General features: G+C 63.2%; 20 protein-coding genes. 12 read left to right on the top strand and 8 right to left on the bottom strand.

The genetic code is table 11. From position 1 onward, the window contains the following. Window positions 1–259: 259 nt before the first annotated feature. The gene (locus ACS8Y6_RS15140; RefSeq protein WP_440855922.1) at window positions 260–1,741 is read right to left on the bottom strand and encodes a phospholipase C; all 1,482 of its coding nucleotides are present in this window, start codon (window positions 1,739–1,741) and stop codon (window positions 260–262) included. A 241-nt stretch (window positions 1,742–1,982) separates the two neighbouring features. Here ACS8Y6_RS15140 and ACS8Y6_RS15135 point away from each other — a divergent pair, with 241 nt between their 5' ends. Further along, window positions 1,983–2,336, top strand: coding sequence for a hypothetical protein (locus tag ACS8Y6_RS15135; protein WP_440855921.1), 354 nt, complete (start codon window positions 1,983–1,985; stop codon window positions 2,334–2,336). An 81-nt stretch (window positions 2,337–2,417) separates the two neighbouring features. On the opposite strand, the gene ACS8Y6_RS15130 is transcribed toward ACS8Y6_RS15135, so the two are convergent. Next, window positions 2,418–5,225 (bottom strand): TonB-dependent receptor, encoded by a 2,808-nt coding sequence (locus tag ACS8Y6_RS15130; RefSeq protein WP_440855920.1) that lies wholly within the window; start codon window positions 5,223–5,225, stop codon window positions 2,418–2,420. A gap of 655 nt (window positions 5,226–5,880) precedes the next feature. On the opposite strand from ACS8Y6_RS15130, the gene ACS8Y6_RS15125 reads away from it, so the two are divergent. The 5 genes from ACS8Y6_RS15125 (at window position 5,881) to metW (ending at window position 9,602) form a co-directional block, all read left to right on the top strand. After that, window positions 5,881–6,198, top strand: coding sequence for a hypothetical protein (locus ACS8Y6_RS15125; protein WP_440855919.1), 318 nt, complete (start codon window positions 5,881–5,883; stop codon window positions 6,196–6,198). 226 nt (window positions 6,199–6,424) lie between these two features. Further along, entirely contained in the window at window positions 6,425–7,249 is an 825-nt protein-coding gene (gene proC, locus ACS8Y6_RS15120) for a pyrroline-5-carboxylate reductase (protein WP_440855918.1), read from the top strand. A gap of 4 nt (window positions 7,250–7,253) precedes the next feature. Continuing rightward, window positions 7,254–7,817 carry a YggT family protein gene (locus ACS8Y6_RS15115; protein WP_440855917.1) on the top strand — a complete coding sequence of 188 codons (564 nt, stop codon included), beginning with the start codon at window positions 7,254–7,256 and terminating at the stop codon, window positions 7,815–7,817. Window positions 7,818–7,821: 4 nt separating this feature from the next. After that, window positions 7,822–8,970, top strand: a complete 1,149-nt coding sequence (gene metX / locus ACS8Y6_RS15110) for a homoserine O-succinyltransferase MetX (RefSeq protein ID WP_440855916.1) — start codon at window positions 7,822–7,824, stop codon at window positions 8,968–8,970. Next, window positions 8,967–9,602 (top strand): methionine biosynthesis protein MetW, encoded by a 636-nt coding sequence (metW, locus tag ACS8Y6_RS15105; protein WP_440849644.1) that lies wholly within the window; start codon window positions 8,967–8,969, stop codon window positions 9,600–9,602. The genes metX and metW overlap by 4 nt, the downstream gene beginning before the upstream one ends. A gap of 96 nt (window positions 9,603–9,698) precedes the next feature. Here metW and ACS8Y6_RS15100 read toward each other — a convergent pair whose 3' ends face one another. The 4 genes from ACS8Y6_RS15100 to ACS8Y6_RS15085 are packed head-to-tail and all read right to left on the bottom strand — an operon-like array spanning window position 9,699 to window position 13,454. Continuing rightward, window positions 9,699–10,154: a TerB family tellurite resistance protein gene (locus ACS8Y6_RS15100; protein ID WP_440849643.1), complete on the bottom strand. Its 456-nt coding sequence runs from the start codon at window positions 10,152–10,154 to the stop codon at window positions 9,699–9,701. A 20-nt stretch (window positions 10,155–10,174) separates the two neighbouring features. Then, window positions 10,175–10,816: an alpha/beta hydrolase gene (locus ACS8Y6_RS15095; protein WP_440849642.1), complete on the bottom strand. Its 642-nt coding sequence runs from the start codon at window positions 10,814–10,816 to the stop codon at window positions 10,175–10,177. After that, window positions 10,816–12,717, bottom strand: a complete 1,902-nt coding sequence (locus ACS8Y6_RS15090) for a cation:proton antiporter (protein ID WP_440855915.1) — start codon at window positions 12,715–12,717, stop codon at window positions 10,816–10,818. Before ACS8Y6_RS15090 ends, ACS8Y6_RS15095 begins: the two co-directional genes overlap by 1 nt. A gap of 53 nt (window positions 12,718–12,770) precedes the next feature. After that, window positions 12,771–13,454: a TIGR04211 family SH3 domain-containing protein gene (locus tag ACS8Y6_RS15085; RefSeq protein ID WP_440849640.1), complete on the bottom strand. Its 684-nt coding sequence runs from the start codon at window positions 13,452–13,454 to the stop codon at window positions 12,771–12,773. A 143-nt stretch (window positions 13,455–13,597) separates the two neighbouring features. Here ACS8Y6_RS15085 and ACS8Y6_RS15080 point away from each other — a divergent pair, with 143 nt between their 5' ends. The 3 genes from ACS8Y6_RS15080 to ACS8Y6_RS15070 all read left to right on the top strand — a co-directional run bounded on the left by ACS8Y6_RS15080 (window position 13,598) and on the right by ACS8Y6_RS15070 (window position 15,241). Beyond that, window positions 13,598–14,386, top strand: coding sequence for a TatD family hydrolase (locus tag ACS8Y6_RS15080; RefSeq protein WP_440855914.1), 789 nt, complete (start codon window positions 13,598–13,600; stop codon window positions 14,384–14,386). Window positions 14,387–14,503: 117 nt separating this feature from the next. Then, window positions 14,504–14,761, top strand: coding sequence for a DUF883 family protein (locus ACS8Y6_RS15075; protein WP_440855913.1), 258 nt, complete (start codon window positions 14,504–14,506; stop codon window positions 14,759–14,761). Between the two features lie 9 nt (window positions 14,762–14,770). After that, window positions 14,771–15,241, top strand: coding sequence for a hypothetical protein (locus ACS8Y6_RS15070; RefSeq protein WP_440855912.1), 471 nt, complete (start codon window positions 14,771–14,773; stop codon window positions 15,239–15,241). A gap of 89 nt (window positions 15,242–15,330) precedes the next feature. On the opposite strand, the gene ilvD is transcribed toward ACS8Y6_RS15070, so the two are convergent. Both ilvD and ACS8Y6_RS15060 read right to left on the bottom strand, forming a co-directional pair. Next, on the bottom strand, window positions 15,331–17,043 hold the full coding sequence (gene ilvD / locus ACS8Y6_RS15065) for a dihydroxy-acid dehydratase (protein WP_440849636.1): 1,713 nt from the start codon (window positions 17,041–17,043) through the stop codon (window positions 15,331–15,333). 112 nt (window positions 17,044–17,155) lie between these two features. Continuing rightward, window positions 17,156–17,791 (bottom strand): peroxiredoxin, encoded by a 636-nt coding sequence (locus tag ACS8Y6_RS15060; protein ID WP_440849635.1) that lies wholly within the window; start codon window positions 17,789–17,791, stop codon window positions 17,156–17,158. A gap of 144 nt (window positions 17,792–17,935) precedes the next feature. Between ACS8Y6_RS15060 and cutA the strand changes: the two genes are divergently transcribed. From cutA to accB, 3 genes are all read left to right on the top strand, one after another. Next, window positions 17,936–18,268, top strand: coding sequence for a divalent-cation tolerance protein CutA (gene cutA, locus ACS8Y6_RS15055; protein ID WP_440849634.1), 333 nt, complete (start codon window positions 17,936–17,938; stop codon window positions 18,266–18,268). A 26-nt stretch (window positions 18,269–18,294) separates the two neighbouring features. Then, the gene (dsbD, locus tag ACS8Y6_RS15050; protein ID WP_440855911.1) at window positions 18,295–20,085 is read left to right on the top strand and encodes a protein-disulfide reductase DsbD; all 1,791 of its coding nucleotides are present in this window, start codon (window positions 18,295–18,297) and stop codon (window positions 20,083–20,085) included. Between the two features lie 416 nt (window positions 20,086–20,501). Next, window positions 20,502–20,972: an acetyl-CoA carboxylase biotin carboxyl carrier protein gene (accB, locus tag ACS8Y6_RS15045; protein WP_440849194.1), complete on the top strand. Its 471-nt coding sequence runs from the start codon at window positions 20,502–20,504 to the stop codon at window positions 20,970–20,972. Window positions 20,973–21,035 lie beyond the last annotated feature (63 nt).

Below are 21,035 nucleotides of genomic sequence, written 5' to 3'. Positions count from 1 at the left end.
TGCTCGCCGCGGCCATTGGCCGCGAAGCCTTTGAAAATAAAAGACGGACAGGCGCTGGCTTTTATTTTCGAAGGCGTTGAAAACAGCGGACGAAGTCAGCCATTTTGATGCCGGATTAATAAGGCTGTCCGCAAACCGATCGGCTTACGGACAGTCCATAGCGGGGCAAGATCATCATAGCCCGTGGGCGAACGCCGCCACACGGGTGTCAACAAGACCGCCCGTGGGTGCCGGATCGCGGGCCGTATCTGTCAACCGCTCAGAGGAATTTCGGCGGCCGCGGGGATTGGCTGAAATCGAATGCGTGCATCAGGTTGTACGCATTGGCATCGCGCGAACTCATCGCATCGAGCTTGAAACGCGTCTCGATAAAAGCGAGCACGGAGGTCGTATCCGCGACATGGTGATCCACATGGCCCGGCTTGGCATAGGGGCTGACCACCAGCGCCGGAATTCGCGTACCGCAACCGTAGGCGTCCGGCCGCGGCGGGGCCATATGATCCCACAGGCCACCGCCTTCGTCATACGTGATGACGACCGCCGTCTTGTCCCACAGGGGGCTGTCGCCCACGGCCCTCAGCAGGTTCATGACCCAGTTCATGCCCCACTGCGGTGCCGAGTCGGCCGGATGTTCGTCGTTCTCGGCGGTAGCCTTGAGAAACGACACCCCCGGCAATTCGCCCTTCTTGACATCGGCAAAGAAATCTTCGGTGTCGCGCATACGACCGGCCCGAACGTTGTCGAACCAGCTCGGATAATACTGGAACGGATTGTGGTGCGGTTCGTAGGTATAAAGGCTGTCGACGATCATCGAGCCATCGCCCTTGCCATCGGCACGCTTCATCGCCCAGTTCTTGACCGCATTCCAGCCGTCGTTGTACCAGGCCCAGGAAACATTCGCGTCGTTCAGACGGTCGCCGATGTTGGCATAAGTCTGCTCCTCGGGCGGCGGCGCAATCTTCAGCTTTCCCGGCGATACCTCGGTCGGTCCCAGCACAGGCGGCAAATCGTTGATCAGCACACCATTTTCGTCATAGGGCAGATCGAAGAACGGCGGCCGTAGGCTGCCCTGGTATTTCGTCGGCACCTCTTTCCAGTGCGCCGAACGGCCCGCGGCGAGGTACAGCGCATTGCCTGTCGAGCCACCCGACATGGCCTGGAAGAAGTGGTCGAACAGGACGTAGTTGTCGGCCAACTTGTGGTAATCTGGAATGTCCTCGCGCTGATAAAAACCCAGTACCGCCCCGGACGGCTTGGACTCCTTGAAGGTCAGGCGCGTGGCATCGATATGCCCTGAGGCCATATGGTCGAACGGCTTGTGATGGCGGGACAGCGCCAAGGCGACAAACTGATCCATGCGACCACCATCCACCTCCGCGTACATGCGGTAGAAGTGATGCTCTGGATCCCACGGCACGTTATGCGTCGCCGGCACATAAGGGGCCATGTGAAACGGCTGATTGGTCAACTGCGCGCCCTGGAAGCCCGGGATATCGTCGGGTACCGGCAAGTATTGATATGCCATACCGGCCGGATTCTTCTGCAGGCCCGTGAACCGCGAATCGAGCTTGCCCTCGGCATTGAGCAGGTTGGCTACGGCCCCGCCTTTCGGGTTTTGATAGGTTCCGAAATAGTGATCGAAACTTCGATTTTCCTGATAGATGACAATAATGTGATCGATGTTATCGCGCAGACCTGCGATATCCGGTTTCTTGTGATCCTGCGCCTGCGCGAGTCGCAAAATACCCGAGCTCCCGAACACTGCCAAGCCGCTACCGGCGGCGGCCGTTTGAAGAAAACGCCTACGATCCATGACCACGCCTCTCTAATCTGCTGAAAAAAAACCGGAGCAACCGTCCACGGCGGATGCCGGGTCCGAATCGGGTCGCTACCCCAACTTGGACGATCTGAATTTCACCCATGTGACAGCAAGTCCACATTGGGCAGCATCTCGAGTCATACCGAAGCCTTGGGCATCGTCCATGGTGATCGCTTCGGCTTCGCGCTCTATGGCGTCGTTTCCCACCAACCCGCCGGTGATCGCGATGCCGCGCCCGCACATCGCCATCACGGTTGCAGACGCCGTCGGCGAACCCACGAATGAAACGACCGTTTATGCCGACATGGTCGAATGGGAAACCGCTCAGACAACCGCAATCCTGAGCGGACCGGAACGTATGATTAACGTCCCAGATCGCCAAACCCCGGTCCGGTCGATCGATGCCGCGCGCCCGGCAAGCGCTTACAAAACGCTGCCCCTGGTACGGCGAAGACATCATCGCCGGCATCGCTTCGAGGGCTGCGTGAGCACAGACCAGCGCACGACATACCAGTGAAAAGGCTGCTGTCGTCGAGCGTCAAGTCATGTCAAAGTTGGGTTTGACGCGACCATCGCGTCGCGCCAAACCCATGACTCATCAGGAACGATTCGCTCGATCTGCCCCACCAGCGTAGCTACCGGCACCCCCGAAGTTAAATCGGACACCGCCCATCACGGTCGCCCCGTAGTACTCGCGTTGGATTATGCGACTACTATTCGGTCCTTCCGTGAAGGTTAGCGGCGTATTAAGCAAGTTCTTCGCGTCGAAGTAAACTTGCCAGTGGTGCCGGAACTGATAGTGACTGCCAAGATTAAGAGTTAAGCGCGGCTGTGCATAGACATCGGTACGTCGGGAGCTACCGACGCCAAAGATGTCCTTGCTTCTATATTGCATCGCCAAATTCAAGCCGAACCGGCCTTTATCATAAAACATGCCCGCATTTAACGTATGTTTAGAGGTCTCCGGCAGGCTGCCCGAGTGGTGCGCATGAATTTCCCCGGATGAATGGGCATAGGTGTAATTAAACATCGCACCCAGACCCGCCAGCGGTCCCGGCAGGAATCTGAACTGCTGCTGGTAATCAAGCTCGACACCATAAACGCGTGCTGAACTGATATTCTTATAAGACTGAATAGATGCCGGCCCAGCGAACCCGGCATACCTGCCGGAGTTTGGCAAAACAACACCGTTCTGGGTCGTATTGACAATATAATTGTGCAGCTCTTTATCGAAGGGGTTAATCGAGACGACACCGCCCTGCGGCAAGTAGTAGGACAGGGACAAGTCGAACGCGTCGTCGGTTGTTGGTTTCAAGTTCGGATTCCCCCGGCTTATCGTACCCGACGCCGGATTTAACGACTCCGATGCAGTCACTTGGGTAAACCCGGGCCGCCCAATTGCCGACGAGTAAACGAATCGCCCGATTAGCTTAGGCGTAAAAGCGTAACGGAGTTGAAAGGTCGGGAAATAATCAAAATAACTGGCTGTTTTTTTATTTGCAGTAATCGCCACCGACCCGTCCGACCGCGTAGTGAGGCTATTTGCCCGATACGTCGCATTCGTTGCCTCCAGGCGCATACCTGCAAGAACGCCAAGTTTACCGAACTTGGCCTGATACTGCATATAACCCGCGTAAACATTCTCGTTATCATTCGAATAAGCAGCCGCATGGTTTTGACGCGTCGCCGCCCGGTCAACCTTGAACTGACTCAAATGCGTATTGTAGTAATTAATGATTTTATTCAGGTTAACGCCGGGATTTATGTAGCGCCCGTCATATAAGCTGATGTATTTATGGGTGAATGCGTCACTCAACGGCATGTCACCGACGCTAGAGAACGTCGGACCCGTTGATTTATTCAGCCTATTCTCTAACCGTGTCTTCAACCCGAACTTGAGTTTCTCCGCATCGCTTTGCGTAAACAGGTTCATAGGCAAGGAAAAATTGACAGCTCCAGACCATATGCCTGTCTTCGTCAAACTGCCGGTTCTATTCAGGCTACTCAGCGTATAACCGCGAATGTCCGTTGGAACCGGCCCGCTCAACACGCTATACGAAGGATAGGACGGCCTAGTGGTGTTGTCGTACGTTAGAGTTGCCGGATTGGACTGGGTAAACGTACCCGAATAGGCATCGTGCCATGGATCGTTAAATACGCCTTGCGTATAAGCACCATGGTAATTAACTGACAAGTTTTTAAAGTGGTTTTTACCACCGAATGTAACCAGCTGAGTATTGATTTTAGTGACATAGTGGGCGCGATAAAGTCGATACTGCGCGGCTGGCGCCAGAATGCCGTTCGGGTTATTCGGGTCCGGCGCGAAGGCTGGATACGGGGCCCCGGTAGCGGGGTTGACGATGCCGAGATGGTTATCCAGATTCCCGAGAAACAGTTCGTTTTTGTTCGCGGTTTCTGTATAACCACTATTGAAGTAGTCTATATAATAGTGGCTGTTATCGCTGGGATCGTAAGCGAGCTCCCCGCCAAAACCGAGCATCTTACGGTGGTAACGGTAGTTCCTCTGTGACAGATCGATCCACGCATTCCGCGGCACGCCGTTACTATCCTGAAAATCGGATTCGTGATCTGGAAAACTACGTTTATCGGCATGATAGTTGACGGTGCCGACCACACTGAATGGCTTTCGCGTGTATTTACTCTGCCCTTTCGTAGTGTGCAGGGCGAATCGTTTACCAGCCGTTGCACCAGCCGAATAGATGGGTGTGCCGCTCCATAATTGGTCGCCGCTACCGATGTGTCCCTGCAGGATGTAGTCTTGGCTGGCCGGTATCGACTTGGGCGTAATCTCAATGGTGCCGCCCAATGCTTCAGCGTCCTGGTCCGGCATATTGGTTTTAGTAACCGACAAGGAGCCGATAAGCCCGGAAGGAATCGTATCGAGGGCGACCGCTCTCCCACCGCCTGCCGGGGAAGCCGGATTCGTAGGCGGTAACTGGATTCCCTTGAACGTCACACTGCTTAAATCAGCGGAAAGGCCGCGGATGTGAACGTATCGTCCGGATCCGCTGTCCTCCTCCAGGGTGACGCCCGGCATTCTCGATAGGGCTTCGGCTGCGTTTACGTCGGGAAGTTTACGGATTTGCTTTGCCGACCGAATCGATACGATGTTAGGCGCACTCTCCTCTTTTTTACGAGTTTCGACTGCGGCTGATTGCTCTCCTGTAACTGTAATCTGACCAAGAGTTACCGGTGAACCAATATTGATCTTAGAGCCCGCTGAAACAGGCGTCTTGATTTTAGCAGGCAGCGCGTGCGTAGCATTTTCTTTATTGGTACTACCGTAAGCAAACGGTACCGCCACGCAAAACGTCGTCAGCGTGCCATAGGCGGCAACTTTTGCGACGTCCCCGAACAAGTGTCGTTTCACATAGATTCCGATCATCACCGACCCCGATAGCGAAATAATTCATGTTACTGATTGAGCATGAAACGCTACAGACCGCTTGTGACGGAGTTATGAAACTTATGCCGGTTTAGACATCGATACATACGATAAGCGTAATAATATCGTTAGACAGCAAAAACGGGCCAAGCGTCAGGCAGAGCCGAGACTCTTCAACACGCCCCATGCACGCATATGAAAAACACGTTGGCGCACACGTGTGGTGCCGGACGCCGGCCTGATATGCACTTCATCGTAACCATCTGCGCCAAAACGACGTTTCGGCGTTCACTTTGCCTCATCCCAAGCGCATCATGGATTGCGATACAATCCATATGCTCTGAGTTAGAAACCCCGGCGGGTAAATGCCATGGTTGGTGCTCGCACTGGTTGGCGTTCTTACCGAAATTTAACCTGACGACTCGCGAGCGCTTACCAATCTCAACTTCTGCCACACGGCATGGCCGGCAATAGTGTTCTCGGCCTGGGCCGAGCGGCAGGGAGTCAATGGGCGCCGACCTGATGTCAAGCCCGGACGCCGAACGGCTGTCGCTGTTGTCGTATTCGCGGACGACGGATCTTGTGCCCGCTGATCGGTCGCCGACCAGAGCCGGGCTTGGCTGCTCCAGGCACGTACTCGGCCGGCGCCGAGCGCATGTTTGTTGAGCCGCTCCGCTACAAGATGCTCTTTACGCTGGTGCGCCGGCCTGTCGCTGTACGATACAGTCCGGGAGACGTGACATTCACCGAGAACCGCCCGCGTCTCATCGACGGCGCGGTGACCGGTCGGTCATTGGCCGCAGCGGTCGATCAGGCGCGCCAGCGCCGGGTGTTGTCCAAACAGCACTTCGGTGTGGACGGCACTTTGATCCATGCCTGGGCGTCGATGGGCAGCCATCGGCGCAAACAAGATCGCGCCCATGCGGGCACGAACATTCATGGGCAAGGGCCAACACCGACCCCTATCGCCTGACTGACGCCGTCCCCCGCACTGTTCAGGCTCATCTCTGGATTGAAAATACTCGGCCACTCGCCCGCACGCCGATGCTTGGCGTATCATGCCCGGCATTTAGACGGTCGAATCCGAGCCGGCGGCATCGGCACTTGCCGAATGCGCAAGCATGGCCACCCGGCCGCCCGCGATTGCCGATCGCGTCGCGGCGGGTTCGATCCCGCGTTGTCACAATGCGAGGTGCAGGATGCAGAACATCGTATTCATCGGCGGCGGCAACATGACGACCAGTCTGGTCAGCGGGCTGCGCAACGCGGGCTGGCCCGGTGACAGCATTACCGTGGTGGATCACAACGCCGACAAGCGCGAACGCCTGGCCGAGCAGTATCGCGTGAACACGGTCGCGCAGGCGCCGGCTGCGCACCTGGCAACCGCGGATGCGGTCGTGCTGGCGGTGAAGCCGCAGGGCATGGCGGATACGGCGCGCGCCCTCGCCCCGCTGCTCGGCACGGCCCGCCCGCTGATTCTGTCGATTGCGGCCGGCATCCCGCTGTCGGCACTGCGCCAGTGGCTGGGCGCCGATTTCGCCTATGTGCGCTGCATGCCGAATACGCCGTCGCTGCTCGGGGTGGGCGCGACCGGTCTTTACGCCGATGCCATCACGACGGCCGAACAACGCCAGCTCGCCGACGACATGATGGCCACCGCGGGTGTCAATGCCTGGGTCGAGGATGAATCGCTTATCGATGCGGTGATCGCGACCTCGGGCAGCGGCCCGGCTTATTTCTTCGCCTTCATGGAGGCGATGATCGCCGGTGCCACCCAGCTCGGGCTGGACGAGACCGCCGCGCGCGAGCTCGTGCTCCAGACCGCACTGGGCGCGGCCCGCATGGCCACCGAGTCCGGCGACGACCCGGCCACCCTGCGGGCCAAGGTGACCTCCAAGGGCGGCACCACCGCCGCCGCGCTCAACCACTTCCAGGCCGGCGATCTCGACCGGCTCGTGGCCGGCGCCATGCGGGCGGCATCCGACCGTGCCGCCGAACTCGCCCGCGACCTGTCCGACGGTTAGATTCATGATCGATCACACCAACAATGCCCTGCTGTTTCTCGTCGATACGGTGTTGTCGTTGTACATCATCGTGGTATTGCTGCGGGTGATCCTGCAGTTGGTGCATGCCGATTTCCGCAATCCGATCTCCCAGTTCGTCTGGCAGACCACGCGTACGCCGGTGAACGTATTGCGCCACGCGATTCCGCGCTGGCGCAACTGGGACCTGCCGGCACTGGTGTTCGGCCTGATCCTGTCCTACGTCCTGATCCAGATCGATCTGGCGCTCGGCGCGCCCGGTTTCGGCCCGCAACTGCTGCCGTCGCTGGCCTGGGCGATCCTCAAGATGGCCACGCTGGTCTGCAATCTGTATTTCTTCACGATCCTGGCCCAGGCGCTGATGAGCTGGATCTCGCCGAATCAGTTCAGCCCGGCCACCGACATTCTGTTTACCATCAACGAGCCGCTGTTGCGGCCGGTGCGCGGCGTGATTCCCAGCATCGGCGGTCTCGACCTGTCGCCGCTGGTGGTGATCATCGCGCTGGAAGTGGTCTCGCGCCTGCTGCCGCTGCCGGGGCTGTTCCGTTAGCGCGATGGCGATGGAATCTCCCGCCCACTCGATCGGAATCGTCGAGCCGCAGACGCTGCACATCGACGAACCGCTGGCTCTGGACTGCGGCAAGCAGCTGGCCGAATTCGACCTGGTGTACGAGACCTACGGCACGCTCAACGTGGCGCGTTCCAACGCGGTGCTGATCTGCCACGCGTTGTCCGGCAACCACCATGCCGCCGGCTACCACAGCGAGGCCGACGCCAAGCCGGGCTGGTGGAACAAATGCATCGGCCCCGGGAAGATGATCGACACCAATCGCTTCTTCGTGGTCTCGCCGGCCAATCTCGGCTGTTACAACGGCTCCACCGGCCCGGGCAGCCTCAATCCGGAAACCGGACGTCATTACGGCCCGGATTTCCCGGTGGTGACGGTCGGCGACTGGGTTCGTTCCCAGAACCTGTTGCGCGCCCATCTCGGGATCGAGCGCTGGGCGGCGGCGGTCGGCGGCAGTCTCGGCGGCATGCAGGTGATGCAATGGGCCATCGACTATCCGGATCGGCTGGCGCACGCGGTGGTCATCGCCTCGGCACCGAAACTCTCGGCCCAGAACATCGCGTTCAACGAGATCGCCCGCCAGGCCATCGTCACCGACCCCGAGTTCCACGAAGGCCGCTACTACGAAAAAGGCGTGGTGCCGCGCCGCGGCCTGATGCTGGCCCGCATGCTCGGTCACATCACTTATCTGTCGGATGACGCCATGCGCGCCAAGTTCGGCCGCGACCTGCGCGCCGGGCGTATCAATTACGGCTTCGATGTCGAGTTCCAGGTCGAGTCGTATCTGCGGCATCAGGGCGAATCGTTCGTCACCCGCTTCGATGCCAACACTTATCTGCTGATGACCAAGGCGCTGGATTACTTCGACCCGGCCTACGCCACCGGCGGCCGGCTGGCCGAGGCGTTCGAGCCGGCCACGGCACGTTTTCTGGTCATCTCGTTCACCTCCGACTGGCGCTTCGCGCCGGCCCGCTCGCGCGAGATCGTCGACGCCCTGGTCGACGCCGGCAAGCAGGTCGCCTATGCCGAGGTCGAATCCGATCTCGGCCACGACGATTTTCTGCTCACGATGCCGCACTACATGAACACGATGAAGGCCTATATGAGCCGCGTGGCCGCCGAGGTGGGCGCATGAACACGCTGAGCACGCCGACGCGAGACGGTCTGCGGGCCGACCTGGCCCTCATCTCGGACTGGATCGCGCCCGGCACGCGCGTGCTCGATCTGGGCTGTGGCAACGGTGCCCTGCTGGCCCATCTCGAGGCCACCAAGAACGTGCGCGGTTATGGCCTGGAGATCGACCCCGATAACGTCATCGCCTCGATCGCGACCGGCGTCAACGTGCTGCAACTCGATCTCGATGCCGGGCTGAGCCAGTTCGAGGACGACAGCTTCGATTATGTCGTGATGAGCTCGGCGATCCAGGAAGTCCAGCAGCCGCATGTGCTCATCGACGAAATGCTGCGCATCGGCCGCGACTCGATCCTGACTTTCCCCAACTTCGCGCACTGGCGCATGCGACTGAGCCTGGCCTGGCACGGCGTCATGCCGTCGTCACGCGCCTTGCCCAATCGCTGGTACAACACGCCGAACATCCATCTGTGCACGGTGCGCGATTTCGAGCAGCTGTGTGCGACCAAACGGGTGGAGATCGTGCGCCGGCATTTCGTCAATCATGCCCACCGCGCGCATGCGGCGATGCGCCTGGCCCCCAACCTGCTCGGCGAGATCGCGCTGTATCAGCTGCACGCAAGCGGCCTGTCGTAACGGCTCGCGCATCGCGCGGCGCGATCACCCGCGGCCCCGCGGGCCAGGGCCGCGCCGTGTTCTGCGGCGCAGGGCGCACAGGCGCGCCCAGGCCGGTCAGATCGACTCACCGGTGACCGCGAACTTGGCTTTCAGAAACTGCTCGTGCGGTAGATACATCAATTCCGCCAGGTCCCGCAGCAGATGCTCCTCGTTCGCGTCGAGTTCGTTGTCGGCATAGGCCACGCGCCAGAGCATCTCGATCACTTCACGCTTTTCCTGCACATCGAGGCCCTGATTGAGTGTCCTGAGGTACTCGTACAGCGACACCGAGGCGCGCGCCTTCGGCGCTGCTGCGGCGATCAACTCCTCGACTTCGCCGTCCGCCAGGCCGAAATGCGTTTTCAGTTGGCGGCGAATCTCGTCGTATTCGGCCGGCTTATGGTTGTTGTCGGCGTGCGCCATTTCAAGCAGCAATACCGCGGCGGCAATCTGCTGGGCGCGCTGCGGATCGCGCGCGCCGCCATCCGCGGCGGGCTGGATGGCTTCCTTGAGTCGATCGAACAATCCCATCACATTCATTCCTCTGCCGATCACCGGTGGGCCCAGAAGGCTTCGACGCGCTTGCGCAGGTCACTCAGGCGACCGTGCAGGAAATGCCCCGCGCCTTCCATGATCTGGACATCGACCGGCGGCTCGAGTTTCGCCACCGCCGCGATCGAGGCTTGCACGTCGATCACTTCATCCTGATCGCCGAACAGGGCCAGCCAGTCGCAATCGGGGCGCGGCAGCCCGTCATCGAAATAAGCCGCCGGCAAACCAATGGTCAACAGGCTCGGCGTGCCGTCGGCCGCGGCCACACGCAGCGCAGCCGCGGAACCGAAGGAAAAACCCGCCAGGCCGCCCTGGGGCAGGCCGGAGTTTTCAGCCGCCCAGTCGCGCACGGCGCGCAGGTCGTCCTGCTCGCCGCGGCCTGCATCGTAGCGGCCTTCGCTGCGCCCGGTGTCACGAAAGTTGAATCGCAGGGTGGCGAAACCCGCCTCGCGCGCGCCGCGGGCCGTCATGTAGACCACCTTGTTGTCCTTGGTGCCGCCCTGCTGCGGGTGCGGATGGGCGACGACAATGAAACCGCGCGGCTCGCGCCCCGGCAGTTCGACGTCGACCTCGAGTGCGCCGTCCGGACCCTCGATGAATCCACTCGCGCTGTCCTGGCCCGGCCAATTGAGACTGTTCATCAAGACTCCTTGTCCTGTTCCTCGGATGCCCCGTCGCCGGCCGATGCCGAACGCGCGCTTGCGGCCTCGGCACGTTCGGCGCGGGCCCGGCGCCGATCCTCGTCGGTGCGCTTGGGGGCGTAGTAAATGATGGTATCGCCGATATCCGGCCGCGTGCCGCCCGCCGCGGGCGACAGCAGCAACGTCCGGTCATCGTGCAACACGGCGATGGGGATGGCTTCCGGCGGCCGGTCGCGCTTGAGATCCTCGTAGCCGTAATTCTCGGTGAGCCGGGTCTTGTAGAACTGCCAGCTCTGGAAATGATGACGCCAGAGTTCTTCATACTGGGCCGACTCGTCGAACGCCGGCCGGCCCCGTAGCGGCCGGGCCACGACCTTGGCGTCGTTGTTTTCGTCGGCCGCGTACATCGGCAGCTGGAACACGCGATCGTGTTCCAGGCTGTTGGAGAAATGCGAGCAGACCAGGGCGTTGTAGGCATCGTTGCTGGTCGCCGCCAGCATGCAGGCGATCTCGTTGAGCTCCAGCGACTGCTGAATTGTCTCCGACAACACTTCGCCGTACAGCACGCGGACGCCGGCCAGGCGTGCGGTACGCAGCCGATGCCAGGACGAGTCCACCAGCAACACCTGAACGTGCAGCTCGTTCGACAACGCCCGCGCCAACTCGGTCGACCACGGCGACGCACCGACGATGAGCACGCCGTTGGGTTCGACCGACAGCCGCAGCCAGCGCGCCAGCCGGCCCAGCGAGAAACCGTGCAGGATCACCGACGCGAACACCACGGCAAAGATCAGCGGCAGCAGTTCCTGCGCGCCGCCGTAGCCGGCCTCGATCAGCGTGGGCGAGAACACCCCGGCCACGGCGGCGGCCACGATGCCGCGCGGTGCGATCCAACCCACCAGCAGGCGATCGCGCCATTCCATGTCGGTGAAGCTCGTGGCCAGCCACACCGCCACCGGACGCGCCACGAACAACACCACGGCCACCAGGGCCGCGGCATGCCAGTCCAGATGCCGCAGCACCTTGGGATCGAGGTCGGCCGTCAGCACGATGAACACGGACGAAACGAGCAGAATGGTGACGTATTCCTTGAACCGCCGCAGTTCCGCCATGCCAGCGATGCTCATGTTACCCATGACCATACCCATGACGGTGACCGCGAGCAGCCCGGCCTCGGCGAAGATCTCGCTGGCCAGACCGTAGATCACCAGCACGCAGGCAACGGTCAGCGGCGCCTTGAGATATTCCGGCACCCAGATGTGGTTGAAGGCCCAGCCCAACAGCCAGCCGACGCCGCCGCCGAGCGCCAGCGAAATCAGGATCGCCAGGCCCAGCTCCACGAAGACCTGCGTACCACCGCCGGGATAGGCGCCGGCGAACACGAAATACTGGAACACCAGCACCGCGAGCAGCGCGCCGATCGGGTCGTTGATGATGCCTTCCCACTTCAGATACGACGCCGTGCGGCGGTTGAGCCCCGCCTGGCGCAGCATGGGAATGATCACCGTCGGGCCGGTGACGATCAGGATTGCGCCGAACAGCAGCGACACCGGCAGGCTGAGATCGCCGATGAAATAGGCCGCGACCGAGTACAGACCCCAGGCCAACATCGAGCCCAGCGTGACCAGACGGCGCACGCCCGAGGCCGCTTCCTTGAACTCGTGCAGTCGCAGCGAGAGGCCGCCCTCGAACAGGATCACCGCCACCGCCAGCCCCACGATGGGCGACAGCACCGGGCCGATATCCTCGGATGGATTGATCCACCCGAGCACCGGCCCGGCGATCACGCCAGAGACCAGGAACAGTACGATCGCCGGCATGCGCAGCCACCAGGCGAGCCACTGCGAGAACACGCCCAGCGCGATGATCGAAATCAACAACAGCGAGAGATGGTGTGCCATCGCGTCAGGCTGATTTCAGATGGACAGCGCGGGACGGCCGCGTCCGGGCAGTCTCAGAGCGAATCCCAATTGCCCTTGCGACGGCGCCGGAACAGCGGCAGCAGCAGGCCAAGCAGGACGCCGCCGAACAGGATCAGCGCGCCGATCTTCATGCCGTCACGGCGCGACTGCAACGCCTGATTCTGGTGCTTGAGCCGATCCACGTCCGAGCGCAGGCTCATCAGCTGCTTGCGGTACTTTTCGTTCTCCTTGCCGATGCGGATCGCGTCGGCGGATGTCTCGCGGATGTTCTGCAACCGCGATTTGAGCTTCTTGTTCTCGGCGACCAGATTCCGCTTGAGCTCGCCCAGCTTGTCCGAGCCGTGCAGCGCCTGCGACAGCTCCTTCTTGAGATCGGCATTGTCCGACTTCAGCTGGCTGACCTGTTGCTTGAGGCTGGCCAACTGCTCGCGTGCGGCCGGCTGATCGGACAGGAAACGGGTCAGTACATAACCGGTTTCGCCCGACGACGTGCGCACGTGCGTCCAGCCGCTGGAAGACGAGCCCAGCGTATCGAGCTTATCGCCGGCATCCAGCAATTTCTCGATCCGATAATTCGTACCCGGCCCGCTGCGCATGTTGATCGACAACTGATCGCTCACATACTGCGTCGCAGCACTGGCCGTGACTGCATACAACAGGGTCATTGCGATCAGGACGGCGCCGAATCCACGCATCCGCGCGTATCGATAGCCCATTGAATCCCTCGAATTGATGTTGGCGGGTTCCGGTCGCCCCGTGCCGGCGATGCAAAAGTGTAGCAAAGCCCGGGCCACGGCCCGGTCATACTTGCTGGCCGCGCTACACTACGGCGCTGATTTTCCTGATCGGCAATGCGCTCATGGCCCTGATCGACATCGGCGCCAATCTGGCCCACGACAGCTTCGACGACGACCGCGACCGCGTGATCGCGCGCGCCGCCGAGGCCGGTGTCACACGGTTCGTGGTCACCGGCAGCGATCTCGCCAGCAGCCACGGCGCCATCGCTATCGCCCGGGCCCACCCGGGGCGCGGCTTCGCCACGGCCGGCCTGCATCCGCATCACGCCAGCGACTGGGGCGACGAACTGGCCGGGCTCATGCGCCGCGCGGCCACGGCCGGCGAGATCGTGGCCATCGGCGAGACCGGGCTGGATTATTTTCGCGACATCAGCCCGCGCGACGTGCAAATGCGCGTGTTCGCCGCGCAGCTCGCGATCGCCGCCGAACACGACATGCCGGTGTTCCTGCATCAGCGCAACGCCCACGCCGACTTCTTCGCCATACTGCGCGAATACCTGCCGAATCTGCCACGGGCCGTGGTCCACTGCTTCACCGATGGCCCGGATGTGCTCGCCGATTATCTGGCCGCGGACCTGCATGTCGGCATCACCGGCTGGATCTGCGACGAACGCCGCGGCGCCGATCTGTACGCAGCGGCGGCCGACATTCCCGACCATCGGTTGATGATCGAAACGGACTGCCCCTATCTCATGCCACGCACGATCCGCCCGAAACCCAAGAGCCGGCGTAATGAGCCGGCCTATCTACCCTGGGTGCGCGACAGCGTGGCAACCGCCCGCGGCGTCGCCCCGGATCACATCGAGCGCATCACCACCGCCAACGCAGCGCGTTTCTTCGCCCTCACCTGAGGCAGCGGGCCCCGCGGCCGGCCGATAGAGACCTCGGGGATGCAACGTATGGCGCCGCCCGCATCAGGCCGTTATGCTGACAATTCCCATACGGCTGTGACATGACAGGATTGGCCCATGAGCGAAACCGACGCCCTCAGGAAGGATATGGACGCCCTGCGCAAGGACCTGCGCGAGCTGGCCGAAAGCGTGCGTACCAGCGGTGAAAAACGTTACCAGGAAGGCCTTGACCAGGCCCGCCATGGCTACGAAGACCTGCGCCGCGAAGCCAGCAGGCGCAGCAAGGAAGTCGGCGCCGAAATCGAAGCCCGCCCGTTCACCAGCATATTTGCCGCCTTCGGTATCGGCCTGGTGCTGGGCAAGCTGCTCCGCTAGGCGCCCACGTTGAGCCTCAAGAGCAAGATAGCGGCTGCCGTGTCGCTGCACATGCTGGCCTGGCTGGCCATGCTGATCGCGCTGGCCGGCATCGTGTTTCTCGCCCTGGGCGTGTTCTGGCTGATCGCCCCGCCGCTGGGTCCGGGCATCGCGGCCCTGATCGTCGGCGGCGGCCTGCTGTGCTTGATCCTGCTGGTCACGCTGGCCGGGCTGCTTATTGCCACGGCAAGCCGCAGGACGAAGGCGGTGGCGGTGCACCGCACTCCGGATAGCCGAATCGAGGAGCAGCTGCGTCCCGTCATCGGCGACCGGGCGACGGAATGGGCCAAGGCCAACCCCGGCATCACCATGGTCGGGGCCCTGTCGGCCGGGGTCGTGCTGGCGGCCAGCCCGGGCATGCGCCGGTTGATCTACGACGCCGCCCGGCCGTTGATCACCCGCAAGGCCATGCAAGCGATGCAAGACCTGACGGATCGATAGCCTGAAAATAAGCGCCCGGTTACGGCCGGGCGCCCTGCTTTGCGCGCCAACGAACAGCCGCACCCGAGCCTTCGGGCACGGCGGCGCGTCTATTCCGCGAACGGCTCATCGGTGACCGCGCCTTTCGCCGCACTGCCGACCAGGCGCATGTATTTGGCCAGCACCCCGCGACTGGCCTTCGGCGGCCGCGGCGCCCAGGCCGCCCGGCGACGCTGCAGTTCGTCGTCGTCGACCTCGAGGTGCAGCTTGCGCTCGCGCGCATCGATGACGATCGTGTCGCCCTCTTCGATCAGGGCGATGCCGCCACCGACAGCGGCCTCCGGGGCGACATGGCCCACTACCATGCCGTAGGTACCGCCGGAGAATCGGCCATCGGTGATCAGGCCGACTTTCTCGCCCAGGCCACGACCGATCAGGGCCGACGTGGGTGACAGCATCTCACGCATGCCCGGCCCGCCCTTCGGGCCCTCGTAGCGAATCACGACCACATCGCCGGCCACGATCGATTCGTCGAGGATGGCCGCCATGGCCTCCTCCTCGGAATCGAACACCCGCGCCGGCCCGGTGATCGCCGGCTTCTTGAGGCCCGTGATCTTGGCCACCGCGCCCTCCTCGGCGAGGTTGCCGCGCAGAATCGCCAGATGGCCGGATTCGTAGAGCGCCTGATCCATCGGCAGGATCACTTTCTGATAGGTCGGCGGCTGATCCGGCACGTCGACCAGCGTCTCGGCGAGTGTGGCGCCGGTGATGGTCAGGGTATCGCCGTGCAGCAGGCCGGCGTTGAGCAGCATCTTCATCACCTGGGGGATGCCGCCCGCGCCGTGCAGCTGCGTGACCACGAATCGGCCGGAGGGCTTGAGGTCACAGAACACCGGCACCTTCGCCCGGATACGCTCGAAATCGTCGAGCGAGAGATCGACCTCGGCCGCCCGGGCGATGGCCAGCAGGTGCAGCACAGCGTTGGTCGAGCCACCCACGGCCATCATCAACGTGATCGCGTTTTCGAACGCCTTCTTCGTGAGCAGATCACGCGGCCTGATGTCCTGCTCGATCGCCCGGATCAGCACGCGCGCGGATTCGGCCGCGCTGTCGGCCTTCTCGGCATCCTCGGCCGCCATGGTCGAGGAATACGGCAGGCTCATGCCCATCGCCTCGAATGCCGAGGACATGCTGTTGGCGGTATACATGCCGCCGCAGGAGCCGGCGCCCGGGCAGGCGTTGCATTCGACCTGGTACAGGCGTTGTTCGTCGATCTGGCCGGCCGCGTACTGGCCCACCGCCTCGAACGCCGACACCAGGTTGAGATCCTCGCCGTCGAGATGTCCCGGCTTGATCGTGCCGCCGTAGACGAAGATGGCCGGCACGTTCATGCGCGCGATGCCGATCATCGCGCCCGGCATGTTCTTGTCGCAGCCGCCGATGGCCATGACGCCGTCCATGGCCTCGGCCTGGACCGCGGTCTCGACCGCGTCGGCGATCACTTCGCGCGAGACCAGTGAGTACTTCATGCCGGGCGTACCCATCGAGATGCCGTCGGACACAGTGACCGTGCCGAACATCTGCGACTTGGCGCCGCCGGTTTCCAGGGCCTCCTCGGCGCGGCCGGCGAGCGTGTTCAGGCCCATGTTGCAGGGCGTGATGGTGGAGTAGCCGTTGGCGATGCCGACGATGGGCTTGTTGAAGTCCTCGTCGGTGTAACCCATCGCGCGCAGCATCGCGCGGTTGGGCGCACGCGACGTCCCCTGGGTGATGATCTGGCTGCGGCGGGGCTTCGGCTGGGGCTGGTTGTCGTCGACGGCCATGGGAATTCGCGGCTGTTGAATGGCGGATCATTATGCAGCCGCGCGGCGACCGCGCACAAAAAAACGGCGCCCGAAGACGCCGTTTTCGCTTACGCGGCATGGCGCGGATCGATCAACGATTGGGCTGCCTGGTCATGCGCAGGTAAGGCTTGAGCTCATTCCAGCCGTCCGGGAAGTGCTTCTTCGCTTCCTCGTTCGACAATGCCGGCGAGATGATCACGTCGTCGCCGTTCTGCCAGTCGGCCGGCGTGGTGACCTTGTAATTGTCGGTCAGCTGCAGCGAATCGATCACGCGCAGGATCTCGGCGAAATTGCGCCCGGCGCTCTTCGGATAGGTCAGCGTCATCCGGATCTTCTTGTTCGGATCGATCACGAACACGCTGCGCACCGTGGACGTGTCGCCTTCGTTGGGATGAATCATGTCGTAGAGTTCGGCCACCTTGCGATCGGTGTCGCCGATGATCGGGAAGTCGGGCGCCGACCCCTGGGTTTCCTCGATGTCCTTCGACCAGGCCTTGTGATCCTCGACCGAATCGACCGACACGACAATCGGCTTGACGTTGCGCTTGGCAAACTGGTCGGACAGCTTGGCCGTGGCCCCGATCTCGGTAGTGCACACCGGCGTGAAATCCGCCGGATGCGACATCAGCACGCCCCAGCTGTCGCCGAGCCAGGCGTGGAAATCGATCTCGCCTTCGGTGGTATCCGCGGTGAAATTCGGCGCGGTATCGCCCAGTCTCAAACCCATGACATTCTCCTTCGATTGCGTCGATGCGAGTGTAGCAGCGGCAACGGCGCATGGCCCCGCTGCATCGGCGCGGTCATCGACCGCGCTCGATGCGTGGTATATGGTCACGAACCCGCGCCGGTACAAGATCACGGAATCAATGCCATGAACGACGCCGCCGACCACGAGCCACGCGTGGTTTACGTCACCACGCCCGACGTCGAGACCGCCCGCGCCATCGCCGCCGCGCTGATCGAGCATCGCGAGGCCGCCTGCGTGAATATCGTCTCCGGCGTGGAGTCCGTGTATCGCTGGCAGGGCAAGGTGGAGATCGACGCCGAATGGCTGCTGGTGATCAAGACCCGGGCCGGGCGACTGGCGGCGATCGATGCACGTCTGGCTGAACTGCATCCGGACGATGTGCCCGAGCGCATCGCGCTGCCGATCGTCGATGGCGCGCCCGCCTACATGAGCTGGCTGATCGAACAGACCCGCTGATGCCGGGCGCGCATCCGGCGCCGGCCATGCGGGCACTGCTTGTCGCCGCCATCCTGCTCACCGGACTGGCAACGCACACCGCGCGCGCCGATAACTCGCCGCTGCCGGCCGCCCAGGCCTTCAGCCCGCAGCTCACGCAGCCCGGCCCGCATCGGCTGGTCGTGTCGTGGCGCATTGCCGACGGCTATTATCTGTATCGTCATGCATTGGCGTTTCATCTCGCCGATGGCGGCGATGCCCGGCTCGGCACACCGCAGATCCCGCCCGGCAATCGACACCGCGACCCTTATTTCGGCGCAGTGGAGACTTATCGCCACCGGCTGCAGGTCAGCATTCCGGTCATGGGCACGCCGCCGGGCGGCGCCCGACTGGTGGTGAAATATCAGTGCTGCGCCGATGCCGGTCTGTGCTATCCACCGCAGCAGAACACGCTGGCCCTGCCGGCGCGCGCTTCGGGGTCGACATCGCCGGGGCCATCCGGGGCCACCGACGACGACCTCGCATCGGGCCATTCCGGCGTGGCAATCGCGGCCGGGCTCGGCCGGACCGGCCTGTGGTACACGGTCGGCCTGTTCTTCGTGCTGGGCCTCGGGCTGGCGTTCACCCCCTGTATCCTGCCGATGATACCCCTCGTCGCCGGCATGCTCGGGACGCGCGATCATTCCCGCCGCCGGGCCGCGGCACTCAGCGGCGCCTATGTCGTGGCCATGGCCGTGGCCTACGCCCTGTCCGGGCTGATCGCCGGCTATTTCGGCACCAACCTGCAGGCCCTGCTGCAGCGCCCGAGCGTGCTGTTGCCGTTCGCCGCGGTGTTTTTCGTTCTGGCAGCGGCGAGTTTCGGCTGGTTTTCGTTCCATGTGCCCGTCCGCATGCAATCGCGGCTGGCCGGGCCGGGCCGGCCGGCGCGTGGTGTCGCCGGCGCTGCCGCGCTCGGCTTTCTCGCCGCCCTGATCGCCGGGCCATGCCTGGCCCCGCCGCTTGCCGGCGCCCTGCTGTACATCTCGTCGAGCGGCGACCTGCTCACCGGCGCACTCGCGTTGTTCGCGCTGGGCCTGGGGATCGGCGCGCCGTTGATCGCGCTCGCGGTATTCGGTGTCGGCGTGCTTCCGCGCAGCGGCCCCTGGATGGGCGAGGTCCGGGTCCTTTTCGGCGTGTTGCTGGTTGGCGTCGGGGTATGGCTGGCGACACGGCTGGCCTCGCCCGGCCAGGCGCTCGCAGCCTGGGGCGCACTGGCGCTGGTCTATGGCGCCTATCTGTCGACACGGGCCACGCCTTCGATCCCCGCGACCGTGCTCAAACGGATCGTCGTGGGCGTACTTGTCGGCTATGCCGCACTCGCGGGCGCCGGCCTTGCGATCGGCGGCGGGCGCGCCATGGCGCCGCTGGCCGGGCTCGCCACGCCGCCCGCGTCCGGCGCCGGCCGGGCGGGCGCGAAATCCGCGGTATTCGATCGCGTGACCACGGCCGCCGGGCTGTCGCACGCACTGGCGGCCGCGCGTCGCGCCGGGCGCCCGGCCATGGTCGATTTCTATGCCGACTGGTGCGTGGACTGTGCGCGCATGAAACGCACCGTGTTCGCCGATGCCCGCGTGCGGCGGGCCCTGTCACGGGTCACCGCGATCGAGTTCGATGTCACCGCCTACGACACCCGGCAACAGCGCCTGATGCAGCGGCTGAACGTTTTCGGCCCCCCCACACTGCTGTTCTATCCCGCATCGGCCGAAAACGAGAGGCCCTGGCAGCGCCTGGTCGGCGCCGTCGATGCCGCCACTGTTTTGCATGCGCTCGACAAGATCGCGGCGAAACCCGGCACCTGAGTGTCCCGACCCATGGCCGCGGGGGCAGGGAGCCGTGCCTTTCGCCCCCGCGGGCGATTCAGCGCCGAAAAAACGCCATCTTGCCGCGATTCGGCGCGGGGACCGCCTCATGGCCCGAGCCTGCCGCGATCATGCAACATCGACCGCCGACAACACGCCCCGGGGTCGCGAACGCGCTGGGGCGGCGCTGGCAACGGCCGTGATGATGCAGTGCAAAATGCCCGAACGTCGGCGATTCGCCGACAATACGGCGGCGAACGGCGGCGATCGACCTTGCGCTAGTTGTGCCACGCCCTGCCATGCGGCACACTTTGCTCCCAGACACACGCGGGAACGCGCACGGCAGCCGCTTTGCGTCGCAGTCGGGTCGCTGGCCCGATCGGCTCGCCGCGCCGACAGGAGCGAATCGACACGCCATGGATATCCGAAAACTGAAGAAACTCATCGAGCTGGTCGAGGATTCCGGCATCGCCGAGCTGGAGATCACCGAGGGTGAGGAATCGGTCCGCATTGGCCGCTACCCACCGGCAGGTAGCCAGCCGAGCGCCCCGCCGGCGGCGTACGCGGCCGCGCCGCCGCCGGCCGCTGCCCCGGATACCGCGCCAGCGGCCGGCACGAGTGCGCCGGCCGGCAGCGGCGACGCCGTGGCCGAGGGCCATATCATCCGTTCGCCGATGGTCGGCACCTTCTACCGCGCGCCGGCACCGGATGCCAAGTCCTTCGTCGAAGTCGGCGACAGTGTCGGCCCGAGCGATACGGTATGCATCATCGAAGCCATGAAGATGCTCAACCAGATCGAGGCCGAGACTTCCGGCATCGTCAGCGAGATCCTGGTCGAGAACGGTCAGCCGGTCGAATACGATCAGCCGTTGTTCGTGATCAAATGATCACGTGGCGCGGCGCGCTGTTGAGGCGCCGCGCGCGAGCAAACGCCCACGCCCACCCCATCA

The organism is Salinisphaera sp. RV14 (genome assembly GCF_052044135.1).
Classification (GTDB): Bacteria; Pseudomonadota; Gammaproteobacteria; order Nevskiales; family Salinisphaeraceae; genus Salinisphaera.
The sequence above is the reverse complement of the archived record's forward strand: the minus strand, read 5'-3'. Positions and strand labels throughout refer to the sequence as shown.

Excerpts from the sequence above, each read along its gene's own strand:
- ACS8Y6_RS15085 (WP_440849640.1), bottom strand. The coding sequence starts at position 13,454 with ATGGGCTATCGATACGCGCGGATGCGTGGATTCGGCGCCGTCCTGATC.
- ACS8Y6_RS15060 (WP_440849635.1), bottom strand. The coding sequence starts at position 17,791 with ATGGGTTTGAGACTGGGCGATACCGCGCCGAATTTCACCGCGGATACC.
- ACS8Y6_RS15130 (WP_440855920.1), bottom strand. The coding sequence starts at position 5,225 with ATGATCGGAATCTATGTGAAACGACACTTGTTCGGGGACGTCGCAAAA.
- ACS8Y6_RS15115 (WP_440855917.1), top strand. The coding sequence starts at position 7,254 with ATGATCGATCACACCAACAATGCCCTGCTGTTTCTCGTCGATACGGTG.
- dsbD (WP_440855911.1), top strand. The coding sequence starts at position 18,295 with ATGCGGGCACTGCTTGTCGCCGCCATCCTGCTCACCGGACTGGCAACG.
- ACS8Y6_RS15090 (WP_440855915.1), bottom strand. The coding sequence starts at position 12,717 with ATGGCACACCATCTCTCGCTGTTGTTGATTTCGATCATCGCGCTGGGC.
- ACS8Y6_RS15075 (WP_440855913.1), top strand. The coding sequence starts at position 14,504 with ATGAGCGAAACCGACGCCCTCAGGAAGGATATGGACGCCCTGCGCAAG.
- accB (WP_440849194.1), top strand. The coding sequence starts at position 20,502 with ATGGATATCCGAAAACTGAAGAAACTCATCGAGCTGGTCGAGGATTCC.
- cutA (WP_440849634.1), top strand. The coding sequence starts at position 17,936 with ATGAACGACGCCGCCGACCACGAGCCACGCGTGGTTTACGTCACCACG.
- ACS8Y6_RS15080 (WP_440855914.1), top strand. The coding sequence starts at position 13,598 with ATGGCCCTGATCGACATCGGCGCCAATCTGGCCCACGACAGCTTCGAC.
- ACS8Y6_RS15095 (WP_440849642.1), bottom strand. The coding sequence starts at position 10,816 with ATGAACAGTCTCAATTGGCCGGGCCAGGACAGCGCGAGTGGATTCATC.
- metW (WP_440849644.1), top strand. The coding sequence starts at position 8,967 with ATGAACACGCTGAGCACGCCGACGCGAGACGGTCTGCGGGCCGACCTG.
- ilvD (WP_440849636.1), bottom strand. The coding sequence starts at position 17,043 with ATGGCCGTCGACGACAACCAGCCCCAGCCGAAGCCCCGCCGCAGCCAG.
- ACS8Y6_RS15100 (WP_440849643.1), bottom strand. The coding sequence starts at position 10,154 with ATGGGATTGTTCGATCGACTCAAGGAAGCCATCCAGCCCGCCGCGGAT.
- ACS8Y6_RS15125 (WP_440855919.1), top strand. The coding sequence starts at position 5,881 with ATGTTTGTTGAGCCGCTCCGCTACAAGATGCTCTTTACGCTGGTGCGC.
- ACS8Y6_RS15135 (WP_440855921.1), top strand. The coding sequence starts at position 1,983 with ATGGTGATCGCTTCGGCTTCGCGCTCTATGGCGTCGTTTCCCACCAAC.
- metX (WP_440855916.1), top strand. The coding sequence starts at position 7,822 with ATGGCGATGGAATCTCCCGCCCACTCGATCGGAATCGTCGAGCCGCAG.
- proC (WP_440855918.1), top strand. The coding sequence starts at position 6,425 with ATGCAGAACATCGTATTCATCGGCGGCGGCAACATGACGACCAGTCTG.